Raw genomic sequence first — 15,428 nt, 5'->3', positions numbered from 1 at the left:
GGGAAGAAATGACCTGCTTATTCGCACCTTCCATAGAATTAAAGAGAAATTAAAATGGTTCAGGTTTATTCTTTCGTCCAACTGACGCTATGATTTCATCATGGCGTAATACTTTTATATAAAAACGACTGGGAAGCGCGATGGTTGCGGGGGTTAAGGATGTACGCATACCTAAAAAATGGGGCTATCCTTCTGAAAGGGAAGTGTTAGTGTAGCGATACTTCTGCCGTGGAATCATCCCAAAAATCAAATTCTAAACTATTATAACCCTGTCAATCGTGTGTATTGGTACGTCACCACCGGCGCTTTATCTGCCATACCAGAAGCGTCACGATATTTTTAATATACCCAGAAAATAACAACAAACTTAATATGAAATTTTTAAAATCATGAGGTTATCAATGAACCATTATGATGATCTGCAGCGCTTTCAAGAAAAAACGCGGACGCAAAACCTCAAATTTCAGGATCTTTCTTCGCAAGCCGCCACGCGGGAACATGGGGATTGGGCGATCCTCAATCAGCTGAATCCCGACGCCGGGAAACCCGCTTCTCTGGCGCTGGGAGGGTCGGTCTCCGCGCCGCTGCCGCAGCCCGTGCCTGCGGATCTCTTCCAGCGTGTCGACCCTGTGGTCGCCGCGCCAGCATCACCTCCGGTTGCGCCAGTCCCCCCAGTTATTGCCGCGATCCCACTGCCGGTCGCAGAACCTGCAATGCCGGAACCTGTCGCTCCGGCGCCAGCGATGACGGCAGAGCCCTTGGCAGCGACGCCAGTACCTGAACCGGTGATGGCCCCGCCGCCGAGGATGGCCCCGCGGCCTGCGCCGGGCGCCGACAACTATGCCCACCTGTTCGCGGCAAAAACCGCGGAGCCGGTGGCGAAAAATAAAGACCAGCCTTTGAAATCTCTTCTGGAAAGGATCGCTACATGCCGTTGATTTGCGTCTGTTCACCGAAAGGTGGCGTGGGGAAAACGACCCTTGCGGCCAATTTAGCTTATTCGCTGGCGCGGACTGGCAGCAAAGTCCTGGCGCTGGATTTTGACGTCCAGAACGCGCTGCGTTTGCATTTTGGCGTGCCGCTGAGCGATGAGCGGGGCTACGTGGCGAAGGCGCTGGAACTGCATGACTGGAGCCAGTGTGTGCTGAGCGCCGGCAGCAATATTTTCGTCCTGCCTTACGGCGAAGTGAGCGAGGCGCAGCGTCAGGCGTTTGATGAGCAACTGACCCACAATGACCATTTTCTCCAGCGCGGTCTGTCGGCGCTGCTCAACTATCCCGGGCTTATCACCATCGCCGATATGCCGCCAGGGCCTTCACCGGCGCTGAAGGCCCTGACGGGGCTGGCGGACCTGCATCTGATCCCGCTGCTGGCGGATACCGCCTCGATGTCGACCCTGGCGCACGTGGAAAAACAGCGCCTGACCGGCGGGGCGCTGAATCATAAGCACGGGCACTATTTCGTCATAAACCAAAGCGATAGCCGTCGCCAGGTCAGCCGGGACGTCACCAGCCTGATGGAAGAGAAACTGGGCGAGCGACTGCTTGGCGTGATCCATCGTGATGAAAGCGTGGTAGAGGCTAATGCCTCGCAGAAGTCGATCCTGGACTTCAACGCCTCCTCCGCAGCGGCCTTTGATATTGAAATCATGGCTAAAAAAATATCTTCGCTGTTGGGTATCCACATTGGCGATGGCACGGTGCACAGCCAGCCACGCATGTCAGGGCTTTAACTTATTGCAGGGCTGCTGAATGAAAAAATCTCTTTTTTGGTTGCTGGCGCTGGTGCTGTCTCCCGTCGCCGTGCTGGTGGTGATCACGCCGATGGACAGCCAAAAGCAGTATATTTTTGGTCTGCTAAGTATCGGTATTCTCTTTCTGATGGGCTTCAGCAAGCGCCGCAGCGTATCGGTCATTATGGTCGTCACGTCGCTGCTGATGTCCACGCGTTATATGTATTTTCGCCTCACGCAGACCCTGCACTTCAACTCGTCCATTGAAGCCATTCTCGGAATGGGACTCTTTCTGGCGGAAGTTTATATCTGGGTGATGCTGCTGCTTAACTACCTGCAGACGGTCTGGCCGCTGAAGCGCGGCATTGTTCCGCTGCCGGATGATATGAGCAAGTGGCCGACGGTTGATATCTATATTCCGAGCTATAACGAACCGTTAGAGGTGGTGCGCGATACCGTCCTGGCGGCACAATGCATTGATTATCCAAAAGATAAAATGAAGATCTATCTTCTGGATGATGGCAAACGCAGTGAGTTTGCCGTGTTCGCCGCCGACGTCGGCGTGGGCTATATCACCCGTAACGACAACAAGCACGCCAAAGCGGGGAACCTTAACCATGCGCTGACCCTGACCCACGGGGAGCTTATCTGCGTTTTCGACTGCGACCACGTCGCCACGCGCGTCTTCCTGCAGGCCACCGTCGGCGGTTTCCTGAAAGATCCGATGCTGGCTCTGGTGCAGACGCCGCACTATTTCTATTCCCCGGACCCGTTTGAACGTAACCTCTCCGTCGGGCGCAACATCCCGAACGAAGGGATGTTGTTCTATGGCCCGATTCAGCAGGGGAACGACAACTGGAACGCCACCTTTTTCTGCGGCTCCTGCGCGGTGATCCGCCGCGAGGCGCTGGCGCAGATCGGCGGTTTCGCTGTCGAAACGGTGACCGAAGATGCCCATACGGCGCTGAAGTTTCAGCGTCTGGGATGGAAGTCGGCCTTTCTCGATATTCCGCTGGCGGCTGGTCTCGCCACCGAACGTCTGGTGGTGCACGTCATCCAGCGAACCCGCTGGGCGCGCGGGATGACGCAGATCTTTCGCGTCGATAATCCCCTGTTTGGTCGCGGCCTGACCTTCCAGCAGCGCTTGTGCTACCTGAGCGCCATGCTCTACTACCAGTTCGCGCTCCCGAGGGTGGTGTTTGTCACCGCCCCGCTGGCTTATCTGCTGTTTAACCTCAATATTATTTACTCTTCAGCGAGCCTGATTGTCTCCTATGCCCTGCCGCATCTGTTCCTCGCTATTTACGTTGGTTCGCGAATGAACGGCCGCTATCGCTACAGCTTCTGGGGGGAGATCTACGATATTGTGCTGGCCTTCCACCTGGTGCTGCCGACACTGGTGACGATGATTTTCCCCAAACGCGGCAAATTCAACGTTACCGATAAGGGCGGGCTGCTTGACGTCGGTTACTTCGATTTCACCGTGGTGCGGCCGCACCTGGTGGTGGCCTGCCTGCTGGCCCTGGGGGTGGTCGTCGGCATCGTCCGGGCGATAGGCCATGACTACTTTGGTTCGGATCCCAACGTTATCGCCCTCAACGTCGGGTGGGGGATCTACAGCCTGATCTTCCTGCTGGCGGCGATTGCCGTAGCGCGCGAAACGCGGCAGGTGCGAAAAACCATTCGTATCGATGTCGACATTCCGGTGGTGATCCATTACGCCAGCGGTATCGTTTCCCGCAGCCATACCGCGGACCTGTCGATGGGCGGCTGCCGCGTGGCCGCGCCGGATATGCGCCATCTGGAGGATGATATCGAAGAGATTGAGCTGATCCTGCAGTCCGGGGCTATCTCCATTCCGGCTCAGCTGGTCACCTCAGACGAGCGCTTCCTGCGCCTCAAGTTTGATGAAGATATTCCTCTCTCGCGCCGCCGTGAACTGGTGCGGGTGGTGCTGGCCCGCGCGGATGCCTGGATTAATCCGCCGCGCCCGCAGGATAACCCGTTCCGCTCCTTCTTCACCATTTTGCGCTGCGTGTTCGAACTGTTCTGGTTGACGTGGAAAACCCGTCGCAGCCAGCGCAGCCGGACGGCTGTGGCGAAAACGGCGCAGGAGGATGGGACGTTATGAAGCGATTAACGACGCTGGCGCTGCTGGCAGGGATGTTCTCTGCGCCTGCGCTGCACAGTGAAGAGCCGGCTACTGGCGCTTCAGTCCCGCTGAGTTTTCCGCAGCTCAACGGCGCGGCGGACAATGAGCCCGGTGACGAACCTCCGGCGGCCGCTCCGGAAGAGGCCACGCCAGCGGTAGCGCCCGCCCCCGCAGGCGATGCGGCGTTGACAACGCCTGTGCCTGAGATGCCCGCAGTAACCCCGCCGGTGAGCGACACGGTTGCGCCCGATGTCATCCCCGTTGCCCCGGTTTGGGGAGGCGATCTGAATCTGGCGCAAATGGGGATGCCGGACGGCATTATCCTCAGCGGCGGCCAGCGGCAGGGGGGCGTTAGCTTTACGCTGCCTTCCGACCAGGTGGTGATCCATTCCCAGCTCAGCCTTGCCGTCCGCGTATCGCCGGAAATGGCGAGCCGCAACGCCACCCTGCAGCTGATGCTCAACGGTCAGCCCCTCGGCACTCTGCCGCTGGGTGCCGATGGCGAGGATGTCTCCCATTATCAGCTGGATATTCCGCCCGCGCTGATGGTCTCCAGCAATAACCTGAGCGTGAAGATCAACGATGGCGATACCCTGCAGTGCCAGCGTGATATTCATGATTCGTCGCGGGTGACGGTGCTGCCCACGTCGCATTTCAGCTGGGAAAGCCAGCAACTGAACATCAGCGACGACCTGAGCCACTTCCCACGCCCCTTCTTTGACAGTATGCAGATGACCCCGGCGGACATCGCGGTCGCCTATGGGGCGAAGCCGTCGGCTGACGTCTTCAGCGCCGCGGCGCTGGTCTCTTCATGGCTGGGTATCCAGGCGGACTATCGCGGCATCGCCTTCAGCGCCCTGCGCGATCGCCTGCCGGAACGCCATGGTATTGTGATTGGCCATCCGGGCGAGCAGGTGGGCGGCATGACGCTGCCGGAAACCGATAAACCGCTGCTGCGCATCATCGCCAACCCCGCCAATCCGGCCTACAAACTGCTGCTGATTGTCGGTAAAAACGATACCGCGCTGCGCATGGCCGCCTGGCGGTTGACCCGCGGCAACTTCGCCCCGCAAACCGCGACGCTGGATGTCGAATCGCAGACCATCCCGGTTGGTAAAGCGTACGATGCGCCGCGCTGGATCCCCACCGATCGTCCGGTCAGGCTCAGCGAACTGTTGCGTAAGGATCAAAGCCCGACCGTCAGCGGCGTCTGGCATGAGCCTTTACGTATCGCCTTTCGCGCCGCGCCCGACCTCTATCTCTGGGATGGCGAGACGATCCCGCTGCAGGTTGGCTACCGCTTCCCGTCGGAAAGCTGGATTAATGAGGACAAGTCCCTGCTGAGCGTCACGCTCAACGGTACCTTCCTCAATAACCTGGCGATGAACAAGCAGGGGCCGCTGGAGAAAGTCTGGCGCCACCTCGGGGGCGATGCGCGCCAGGAGCGCTTTACCATCCCGCTGGCGCCCTATCTGATCTACGGCGATAACCAGCTGTCGATGTACTTCAATGTGGTGCCGAAGGATGATGTTCCGTGCTCGGTACTGCTGAATAACAATATCAAGAGCCGGATCACTGACGATTCCTGGATTGATTTGAGCAAAACGCGACACTTCTCGCTGCTGCCAAACCTCTCCTATTTCGTTGGCGCCTCATTCCCTTTCTCGCGACTGGCGGACTATTCGCAAACGACGCTTATGCTGCCGGCGGACCCGTCTGAGACCCAGGTGGCCACCCTGCTGAATCTGGCGGCGCGCTCCGGAAATGCGACCGGCACTGCGCTGGCGAATAACCGCGTCGTGCTCGGGATGCCGACCGGTGGCGCGGATCTGCAGTCGCTGCGCGAACGTGACGTGCTGGCAGTCACCGCTCTCGATCAGCAGGCCTTTAACCAGAGCCTGCTGGCTGATTCACCGTATCGTCCGGTGGATAACACACTGAGCGTCCGTGAGCCTGACCTGTGGCAAAAAGTGCAGCGTCGGCTCACCGGCGACTGGACCTCGGCCAGCCTCGATGCCGATCGCTACTTCTCGTCCAGCAGCGCCTGGCGCGGGTTCATCAGCTATCGTTCGCCGTGGAACGCGACTCGCCTGGTGGTGGTGGCGATGGCCAGCAATGATGACCAGCTGGCGCGATTGAAGACCGATCTGGACTCGCCGCGTATCAACGCCGGGATCCGTGGCGATACCGCGGTGATCACCAGTGATAACGGGGTGCGCAGCTTCCAGGTCAGCACGCCGTTCCCCAGCGGTCAGATGCCGTGGTACATGATGGCTGTCTGGTATGCCAGCCAGCATTCCGGTTTCCTGGCGGTGCTGGGGCTGATTGCCACCTCGATAATGGGACTGGCGCTGACCGCGATGTTTAAACGTCATGCCCGTAAGCGTCTGGGTTCGGGGGATAACTAATGAAAAGAAAGATAACAATAACGATGAAAACCTCCCGCCGGCTCACGACGTTCTGCCTCACCGGCGCGTTGACTCTCGGTGCTGCTGGCGGCGCGCTGGCGGCAGGTAACGACGCGGCGCTGCAGGCGCTGTTCGCCCAGGCCAACTACTGGCATGAGAAATCCCATGACGAACTGGCGATGGAGTCCCTGCAGAAGGTGCTTTCGGTCGATGCCAATAACACCCAGGCGCTGTATCTGATGGCGCTCTGGTCGCAGCAGGGTGGCGATATGCAGGCGGCGGCGCAGTGGCGCGCCCGGCTGGCGAAAGCGGCGCCGGACAGCCCGGGGCTGCAGGATTTAGACAACGCTAAAAAGATGTCGCAGGTGCCGCAGGGGCAGCTCAGTCTGGCCCGCCAGCAGGCGCGCGGCGGCAATATTCCCGGGGCGCTGGCGACCTGGCGCAGCATGTTTAATGGCAATACGCCGCCTGCCGGGCTGGCGGCGGAATATTACCTGACCATGGCCAGCGACAAATCGCTCTATCCGCAGGCCATCAGCGAACTGCGCCAGTACGTGGCCCAGCATCCGCAGGAAAATGCCCCGCGGGTGGCGCTGGGCAAAGCCTTAACCTGGCGGGAAGAGACCCGCCGGGAAGGGATCGCTCTGCTTGAGCCGATGGCCAGCGGCAACAAAGAGGCGGACAGCGGCTTGCGTCAGGCGCTGCTCTGGCTGGGCCCGCAGGCCGGCGATGAGCAGTATTATGATACCTGGATGCAGCGGCATCCGCAGGATAGCGAAGTCCAGAATTACTTTCGCGAACGGCGCAGTGGTCAGGCGCGTGGCCAGGGCTACGCCAATCTGAACAGCGGCAATACCGCCGCCGCGAAGCAGCAATTTGAAGAGGTGCTGCAGACCAACCCGCAGGATGCCGATGCGCTGGCGGGCATGGGTTATATCGCGCAGCGCAGCGGCGACTACCAGGCCGCGTCACAGTATTTGAGCCGGGCGGCGACGCCTCGGCGACCCGTCGTCAGCAGGCGGCCGATGCGCTGTTCTACGGCCAGCTGGCGCAGGCGCAGCAGGCCTATAAGCAGGGCAATATTAGTCAGGCGCTGGCGCTCTCCGCGCCGCTGGCGCAGCAGAGCGGGGCGCGGGGCGCCTCGGCGAAGCTGTTCCGCGCTGATGTACTGCGGCATAACAAAGATTTGCCCCAGGCGGAGCAAACGCTGCGCTCGCTGTTAAGCGACGATCCGCAGAACGCGGCGGGGCGGGAAAACCTCTATTACGTGCTGCGCGAGCAGAATAAATCCGCCGAGGCGCAGGCGATGCTGCAGACGCTCCCGCAGAGCCTGCAGCAAAAACTGCAGCCGCGGGTGGTGGCCGGTATGCCGGGCGATGCCGTGCGCCGTCAGGCCCAGGCGCAGGTCAGCAGCGGTAACCCAGGCGGCGCGATTGCCACTCTGCGCGAAGGCGTCGCCCGCTATCCGGACGATCCCTGGCTGCGCCTTGATCTGGCCCGGCTGTTGCAAAAATCGGGTAACGGCAGCGAGGCCTCTTCGCTGATGTCGGCGGCCTATCGCCCCGGCGCCAGCAACAATGCGCTGTATGCCGCCGCCCTGTTTGCCAGCGAAAACGGCGCATGGCAGCAGGCGCAGACGCTGCTGGCGCGCATTCCCGGCGGCAGCCAGACCAGCGACATGCGCGATTTACGCCAGCGGGTGAACTACAACCTGCAGCTGGCGACCGCCGAAAACTATCTGGCGCAGGGCAACCGCACTGCCGCCAGCAATACCCTGCGGGCGATGGCCTCCACGCCGCCGAAAGCCCCGGCGGACGCCGGCAAGCTGGCGCGGCTGCTGGCCGAGAGCGGCGATCTGACTACCGCGGTCTCGCTGGTGCGCAACAATATCAGCAGCGGGGTGTCCGGCAACGCCGGTGATTACGCCGATCAGATTGCGGTGCTGAACCAGGCCGGGCTGACCGGCGAGGCGCAGAACTTGCTCAGCAATCCACAGCTGCAGGCCAGCAGTACGCCGACGCAGCTGGCGAGTATTCGCAATGGCTATGTGATCAACGAAGCCGATCGCCTGCGCGAGCAGGGCAACTACGCCGCGGCGTATGACAAGCTGATCCGCGCCATGCAAAGCGACCCGCAGAATACCGATCTGATGTTCGCGATGGCGCGGTTGTACCAGAGCGGCAAAATGAATAAAGAGGCCGGGGTGGTTTATGACTACCTGATGACGCGTGATACGCCGAACCAGGATGCGCGCGCCGGGGCCATCGACGTGGCGCTGTCGGCGGGGAATAACGATCGCGCCGAACAGCTGGCCGGCGGCTTGCGTCAGGATAACTCCCCGGACCGCCTGCTGCTGCTGGCGAGAGTCGCAGAGGCGCAGGGCCATCATCAGCAGGCGATGACCTACCTGCGTAGCGCCCGCGGCAAACTGCTGGGTATGCAAAGCACCAACAGCAGCGAAACGCCAACCGTCGGCGGGGTGCTGGCGGCGGATAACCCCTTCATCGGCGTGTCGCAAACGTCGGCGCCGACGCGAACGGCCTCCGCCTACGGGCAGTATATGCCGTGGCAGGTCGCCCAGTCGGCCGCCGCGCCCGGTTCCACGCTGCCGGGGATCCAGCGCCCCGATCTGCCAGTGGACACCGCCGAGACGCGGATGCTGCGCCAGGTGGACACCATGATGGAGTCGCTGCAGGAGAAAACCGGCAGCTGGCTGCAGGGCGGTATGGACGTGCGCGGGCGCGACGGCGAATCGGGTACCAGCAAGCTGACGGAGCTCCGGACGCCGCTGACCTGGTCTTCTTCGCCATTTGGCGATTCGCGCTTTGACTTTACCGTCACCCCGGTGTCGTTGAACGCCGGAACCGCCAGCGGCGACGCCTGGCGTCGCTACGGCGCCAACCCGCTGGCTAACGCGGTCTCCAATATGGTGAGTACCGCCACCAGCGAGCAGGCGGCGATCGCCTCGATGACCGAGGCGGAGCGGACGGCCTATTTTGCCAGCAATCCGGGGGCCGAAGCCTTAAGCGGCCTGGGCACCCTGAATGCGGCAGATTTCAATCCGACCACCAGCAGCGGGATGGAAAATCTGGCGAAGCTCGGGAGCTATGATTCGGGACAGGTCGCCAGCTATCTGGCCTCTTCCAGCCGTAAGCCGAACGTTGACCAGACCAGCGGCTCAACTGATTCGCAGAAGGCTAACGGCGTCGAGTTGGCGCTGGCATTAAGCGGTGACGATTATCGCGTCGATATTGGCAGCACGCCGCTGGGCCAGGATCTCAATACCGTTGTCGGTGGGGTGAAATGGTCGCCTAAGCTGAGCAACTACCTGTCGCTGATCCTGACCGGCGAACGCCGCTCACTGACCGACAGCCTGCTTTCTTACGTTGGTCTGAAAGACGCCTATTCCGGTAAAACCTGGGGGCAGGTGACGAAAAACGGCGGCACCCTGCAGCTGAGCTATGACGACGGCGACGCGGGCTTCTATGTCGGCGGTGGCGGATACAGCTATCTGGGGCAGAACGTCGCCAGCAACACCAGCATTAACGCCAATGCCGGGGTCTATCTGCGGCCCTATCATGACGAATACCGCCAGTTACAGACCGGGTTGAGCATGAGCTATATGGATTATTCCAAGAACCTCAGCTACTTCACCTATGGCCAGGGGGGCTACTTTAGCCCGCAAAACTATGTCAGCGTGTCGCTGCCGGTCAGTCTGACGGAGAAATATGATAACTGGACCATGAAGCTTGGCGGCTCGGTGGGCTACCAGTCTTACAGTCAGGATAAGAGCGCCTATTTCCCGACCAATTCGGAGTGGCAGCAGACCCTGGAGACGGCGGTGAGCAATGGGTTTGCCAAGGAAGCCTACTATTCCGCGACCTCGAAGAGCGGCATCGGCTATACCCTGCGCGCCGGGGCGGACTACAAGGTTAACAAACAGATGACGCTGGGGGGCCAGATTGGCTATGACACCTTCGGGGATTATAACGAAAGTACCGCCGGGCTCTATATCCGCTATATGTTGGGAGATCATTGATGATGACGGAGAACAATAACCCGGTGGTCACGACCTGGTTCCAGCAACAGCAGACGCCTGCCGGATGGTTCGATCTGTTGGTGATTATGGTCGAAGGTATGTTAAATAATGCCGGCGAGCTGGAAAGCCAGCCCTTCCTGCGTCAGATGGGCGCCTCGCTGGCGGAGACCCATCCGCTGCCGGCGTCGGAGACGGTGGGAGAGCTGGAGGCGAATATCAACCGGCTGCTGACCCATTTCCACTGGGGCGTGGTGACGATTGATGTCGGTGAGGATGGCCTGCGCCTGCGCCATCAGGCGTTGCCGGTCAGCCGGGACGACGCGGGACGCGTGCGCTGGTGCAACGCGTTCTGTGCCATACTGGAGGGGTTATATTCTCGCTGGCTGCAGAGTCAGGGAGGCAGTGCTCATGTCGTTTTACAACGTGAGCGGGTGTTCTCTGTCTCTGACGTTCAGTTTCTTTACTACCATCCATAATGAGTGAATGTATGCCCCTGCGTGCTTTAGTGGCGGTGATAGTGACAACGGCAGTGATGCTGGTGCCCCGGGCGTGGGCGGATACGGCCTGGGAGCGCTATAAGGCCCGTTTTATGATGCCGGACGGCCGTATCATTGATACCGCCAATGGCAATGTGTCGCATACGGAAGGTCAGGGCTTTGCCATGCTCCTGGCGGTGGCGAATAACGATCGCCCGGCGTTCGACAAGCTGTGGCAGTGGACGGACAGCACCCTGCGCGATAAGTCTAACGGGATGTTTTACTGGCGTTATAACCCGGTGGCGCCGGACCCTATCGCCGATAAAAACAACGCCTCTGATGGCGATACGCTGATCGCCTGGGCGCTGTTGCGTGCGCAAAAGCAGTGGCAGGACAAGCGCTACGCGATTGCCTCGGATGCCATCACCGCCTCCCTGCTGAAATATACGGTGGTGACCTTCGCCGGTCGTCAGGTGATGCTCCCGGGCGTGAAAGGGTTCAATCTCAACGACCATCTGAACCTTAATCCCTCCTATTTCATCTTTCCGGCCTGGCGCGCCTTCGCGGAGCGGACGCATCTGACCGCCTGGCGGACATTGCAGACCGACGGACAGGCGCTGCTGGGGCAGATGGGGTGGGGGAAATCACACCTGCCCAGCGACTGGGTGGCGCTGCGGGCAGATGGCAAGATGCTGCCAGCCAAAGAGTGGCCGCCGCGGATGAGTTTCGATGCGATTCGTATCCCGCTGTATCTCTCGTGGGCCGATCCGCAAAGCGCTTTGCTCGCGCCGTGGAAGGCCTGGATGCAGAGTTACCCGCGTCTGCAAACCCCGGCGTGGATCAACGTCAGCACCAACGAGGTGGCCCCCTGGTATATGGCCGGCGGTCTGCTGGCGGTGCGCGATCTGACGCTGGGTGAACCGCAGGAGGCGCCGCAGATTGACGACAAGGATGATTATTACTCTGCCAGCCTCAAGCAGTTGGTCTGGCTGGCGAAACAGGATCAGCGTTAGAGACGGTGATTGATTTGCCGCCTTCCCCGCCCGTAGGCATGCGGGTGGGGAAGGGAGAATGGGAACGTCTCACGATGTAAGGCCGCCAGTTTGGGCGGCCTTGTCGCTTATTGCGGATAAGGCACCCAGCTACCGCCATTCAGCTGGACATAAGGCTTGCCCTGATACTGGATGACGATGGCGTTGGCGTTTTCGGACACCGCTGCGCTCTGCGGCAGGTTTGCGACATACTGCTGCCAGTTGACGCTGTCCTCGCTGAACATTTTGCCGTCGAGGGCACGCACCACCAGCTCCGACACCGCCAGGTAACTGCTGGGCTGATCGATGATAATCGGCGCCCCTTCATGCGGCGCTTTCATGCCGAAGAATTTTACCGCCGTCGGGACGTTAGTGATCGACGGGCTCGGGATATCCCGCAGGCCAGAGACCTGCATCTTATCGCCCTTCAGCGCGCCGCCGTGTTCCGGCACCACCACCACCATCACTTTCCGCCCCGATTTCTCCAGCTCGGTGAAGAAGTTATCCAGGTCATCAAACAGCTTCTGCGCCCGCACTTTGTAGTCTGCGGTTTTGCTTTGCCCCGGGAAGTGGTTGCCGTCATGCAGCGGCAGGGTGTTATAGAAGGTGGCGCTCCGCGGATTGCTGCTGGCCTCTTCGGTCTTCAGCCAGCGGTTGAGGACCGCCAGATCCTCATACACCGGGGAGCCGTCAAACGCCTGCAGGCTGACCGGCAATCCGGTCTGGTCCATCAGCGGGCTCTGCATGCCGCCCAGCGAACGCAGTTCTTTCAGGAAGTCGCCGAACAGACCGTTATGGCCGAGCATCAGCTGCTGGTTGAAGCCGAGTTTCGCCAGGTTTTCAAACAGGTAGCAATCGGCGCCGGACGGCTGATACAGGTTGGTATGCGACAGTTGGCCGCAGCTGGCGCGCAGCAGGCGCACCGCCGCCGGGCCGCTGTAGGAGGTCGCGGAGTTAAAGTTTTTGAAGACAATATCAAAATGCTTCCACAGCGGATGGTCCATCAGACCGGCGGCTTCAATATCCGACCAGGAGAGCGAGCAGATATTGATCACCAGCAGGTCAAACGGCTGGGCATCCGCCGGCAGCTGGTCCGGGAACGGCGTTTTGCGCTTCTGCTCGGCGGCATAGAAACCGTTCAGCCAGTTGGTGAGATTGGCTGACGTCGGCGGCTCGGTCTGCGGTGGAATATCGCTGCTGGCGGGGCTGGTCGCGGTGCCAGCGGCGGCGTTGGCCCCGGTATTGGCCGGCGCGGTCGTGGCGGCGGCCGTGGTGGGCTGACCGGCGGGCCACAGGGTAAAGGCCGGCAGCAGCGGGCTGACCGCCAGCCAGACGACCATCGCGGAGACAAACACAGTGACGCGCAGCCACTGACTGATAAACAGCCACAGGACCAGTAAAACAAAGAAGGCGCCGACCATGCTCCAGTTAATAAACCGGACGATCAGATCCCAGATATAGCTGGCGCTGAAGCCGGCGATTTGCGAACCCTGGCTAAGAAGCGTCTCCGGACCGGGCAGCCAGGTATCGTGCCAGAACAGCGCGAAGCCGAGCGGAATAGCGATCCAGTGGCGGATACGGTGCAGCTTTTCGCGCGGGATCGGCACCAGCAGAAAGGCGAGAAACACCAGGTTCAGCATCGGGTGGAAATTGAGATACCCGGCCCACAGCAGGGCAAATTTGACCAGAAAATATAAATTCCAGCCGCCAAGGCCGCGCCAGTACTGCCAGAGCGGAAGCGGTGTCGCGGTCGGTTTAGTGTTTGTCATTTGTTCGCTTTGCCTTGCTTAACCGTGGCTCCCCGGCGTAATACGCCTGCCGGTTTCACGTAACGGGGTTTAAAGAACATCAATCTTAACGTCGTGCGAATACGGCGCTGGTAATGGCGCGTCAGGTAACCCAGCGGGAAAAACAGCAGGGCGCAGAGCACCACCAGTTGCAGAATATCGGCGATAGACATCATCAGGCTTGCTCCTCGCGGGTGGTTAACCGGTGCGGCTCGGGGTAGCGTCGCCAGTGGCGTCCATCGTGGGTGGCGTTGATGGTCTCGTTTTTACCCACCGACAGCGGCAGCGGCGTGTTCCAGCGCGCCGGTTCGACGCCGCGCATGATCACGATTTCCGAGAGGATCTGCTTGTCTTCAAACCACACCATGCGGTTAGAAAAAATATCGCCGGTCGGCAGCGGGAAAATGTGGTTTAGCGCGGTATCGAGGTCATTAATCCGGCAAAACGACAAAAACAGCACCAGCCGGTTATTGCCGATGGTCATGATATCGCCCATCCGGTTGGGTTTGCATAACGTCAGCGCCTGCTCAACGCGCAGCCCTGGCGCCGGGCGCAGGGCCACCATCACGCCTTTGCTGTCGGCGGGCAGGAGGGTATTGGCCATCACGTTCTGTACCGCCTCGCAGAAAGCATCCCACTTCTGGTAGCCGCGCAGCTTTAACGGCTGGCTCCAGGTCAACAGCGTGGCGAAATCCTCCGGAATATGGCGGGAGAATTTTTGGTTCTGCACGCTTTCGATCAACGTCAGACAGCGGGAGAGCGACGCGCTGCTGGGGATCACCAGACTGGCGCCGCTGCTAAGCAGTAGCCGCTCATCCGTCGCGCGCAGGCTGGGCGTTTGTTCACGGACAATAATTTTCAGCGCCGTACCGCGCTGGCGACGCAGGGTATGAATATAGCGGCCCAGCTGTTCAATTTGCGTATTCTGGGTGATGGAGAAAAGTACCGTGGCCGCTTGTGCGGTGCGCCCGGCGTTGAAAACCTCGTCGTTGGTATCGAACAGGGTCCAGTATTCCGACAGCGGCGGGGCGCCTTCCAGCACGCGCATATTGCTGAGGATCACCTTCTCATCACTACGTGGCTGAACGCTGGTTTCCGTCTCCTGCGCCAGCCGCCAGCCGGCATCATCGTGTTGCACCATCAGCTGCTGCTGAGCGCTGATGCCTTTGTCGCTTCCCCACCAGGCAATATCAAAGAGATGCCGGTCGCCCTGGTAACGAATACTTGCCAGGCCGGAAAGGGAACGGTACTCGCGTAATAATGGGGTGAGCTGTCGATCGATATCCTGGGCGGAATTGATCGCCAGGAAAGCGCAACGGTGATATTGCGCCCAGCGGCTGGTCTTTTCCACCCACGCGCATAGCTTATCTTTATTTATATTTTGCCAGGTATTTTCAGCGCATAGCAGAATAAACAAGTAATTGCCAGGTTCGAGGGAGCAGACTAAATCACGATGTATTTCTTCCAGGGCTTCCGGACGATTCGGCAGGGTGAACAGCGCGATATTATCCGGGCCACCTTCATTATCTAATGAAATGATATTATTAGGTTTGTCTCCCATTACCAGCGCGGCGATCTTGCTGTTTTTCGCCTGCGCGGCCAGCGTCTGATTAAACAGACTGACGGCATCGGTATAACGGTCAACGTTGAGCCACCATACCCCACCGACCGGCATATGGCACACTTCATCCCATAATGATGAAATACCCAAAGTAAATACACTATCCACGGCATCCCTCGTGCGCCCTGATTGACACTGGATAAGTTTACTAGCGAAACCGGCAGAGTAAACCTAACATTGAA

The 15,428-nt window shown here is 59.9% G+C and carries 8 protein-coding genes and 2 pseudogenes; 7 read left to right on the top strand and 3 right to left on the bottom strand.

The genetic code is table 11. From position 1 onward, the window contains the following. Nucleotides 1-401 precede the first annotated feature (401 nt). From HMPREF3096_RS06670 to HMPREF3096_RS06640, 7 genes and pseudogenes are all read left to right on the top strand, one after another. On the top strand, nt 402-938 hold the full coding sequence (locus HMPREF3096_RS06670) for a cellulose biosynthesis protein BcsO (RefSeq protein ID WP_008806904.1): 537 nt from the start codon (nt 402-404) through the stop codon (nt 936-938). A gap of 1 nt (nt 939) precedes the next feature. After that, nucleotides 940-1,732: pseudogene (locus HMPREF3096_RS06665) on the top strand (cellulose synthase operon protein YhjQ/BcsQ). Nucleotides 1,733-1,751: 19 nt separating this feature from the next. Next, on the top strand, nt 1,752-3,863 hold the full coding sequence (gene bcsA / locus HMPREF3096_RS06660) for a UDP-forming cellulose synthase catalytic subunit (protein ID WP_008806906.1): 2,112 nt from the start codon (nt 1,752-1,754) through the stop codon (nt 3,861-3,863). Next, on the top strand, nt 3,860-6,292 hold the full coding sequence (gene bcsB / locus HMPREF3096_RS06655; RefSeq protein WP_023340812.1) for a cellulose biosynthesis cyclic di-GMP-binding regulatory protein BcsB: 2,433 nt from the start codon (nt 3,860-3,862) through the stop codon (nt 6,290-6,292). Before bcsA ends, bcsB begins: the two co-directional genes overlap by 4 nt. Beyond that, nucleotides 6,292-10,331: pseudogene (locus HMPREF3096_RS06650) on the top strand (cellulose synthase subunit BcsC-related outer membrane protein). The gene bcsB and the pseudogene HMPREF3096_RS06650 overlap by 1 nt, the downstream one beginning before the upstream one ends. Next, nucleotides 10,331-10,807, top strand: a complete 477-nt coding sequence (gene bcsD / locus HMPREF3096_RS06645; protein ID WP_008806909.1) for a cellulose biosynthesis protein BcsD — start codon at nt 10,331-10,333, stop codon at nt 10,805-10,807. Before HMPREF3096_RS06650 ends, bcsD begins: the two are co-directional and overlap by 1 nt. 11 nt (nt 10,808-10,818) lie before the next feature. Further along, nucleotides 10,819-11,820: a glycosyl hydrolase family 8 gene (locus tag HMPREF3096_RS06640; RefSeq protein ID WP_032731431.1), complete on the top strand. Its 1,002-nt coding sequence runs from the start codon at nt 10,819-10,821 to the stop codon at nt 11,818-11,820. Nucleotides 11,821-11,927: 107 nt separating this feature from the next. Here the strand turns inward: HMPREF3096_RS06640 and bcsG are convergent, their stop codons facing one another. From bcsG to bcsE, 3 genes are read right to left on the bottom strand one after another with little or no spacing between them, the layout of a single operon-like run. Then, nucleotides 11,928-13,607 (bottom strand): cellulose biosynthesis protein BcsG, encoded by a 1,680-nt coding sequence (gene bcsG, locus HMPREF3096_RS06635; protein WP_012967087.1) that lies wholly within the window; start codon nt 13,605-13,607, stop codon nt 11,928-11,930. Then, nucleotides 13,604-13,801 (bottom strand): cellulose biosynthesis protein BcsF, encoded by a 198-nt coding sequence (bcsF, locus tag HMPREF3096_RS06630; RefSeq protein ID WP_008806912.1) that lies wholly within the window; start codon nt 13,799-13,801, stop codon nt 13,604-13,606. Before bcsF ends, bcsG begins: the two co-directional genes overlap by 4 nt. Further along, nucleotides 13,801-15,354: a cellulose biosynthesis protein BcsE gene (gene bcsE / locus HMPREF3096_RS06625; protein ID WP_023323371.1), complete on the bottom strand. Its 1,554-nt coding sequence runs from the start codon at nt 15,352-15,354 to the stop codon at nt 13,801-13,803. Before bcsE ends, bcsF begins: the two co-directional genes overlap by 1 nt. Between the last annotated feature and the right edge of the window lie 74 nt (nt 15,355-15,428).

The organism is Klebsiella sp. HMSC25G12, assembly GCF_001807705.1.
Taxonomy (GTDB): domain Bacteria; phylum Pseudomonadota; class Gammaproteobacteria; order Enterobacterales; family Enterobacteriaceae; genus Klebsiella; species Klebsiella variicola.
The sequence above is the reverse complement of the archived record's forward strand: the minus strand, read 5'-3'. Positions and strand labels throughout refer to the sequence as shown.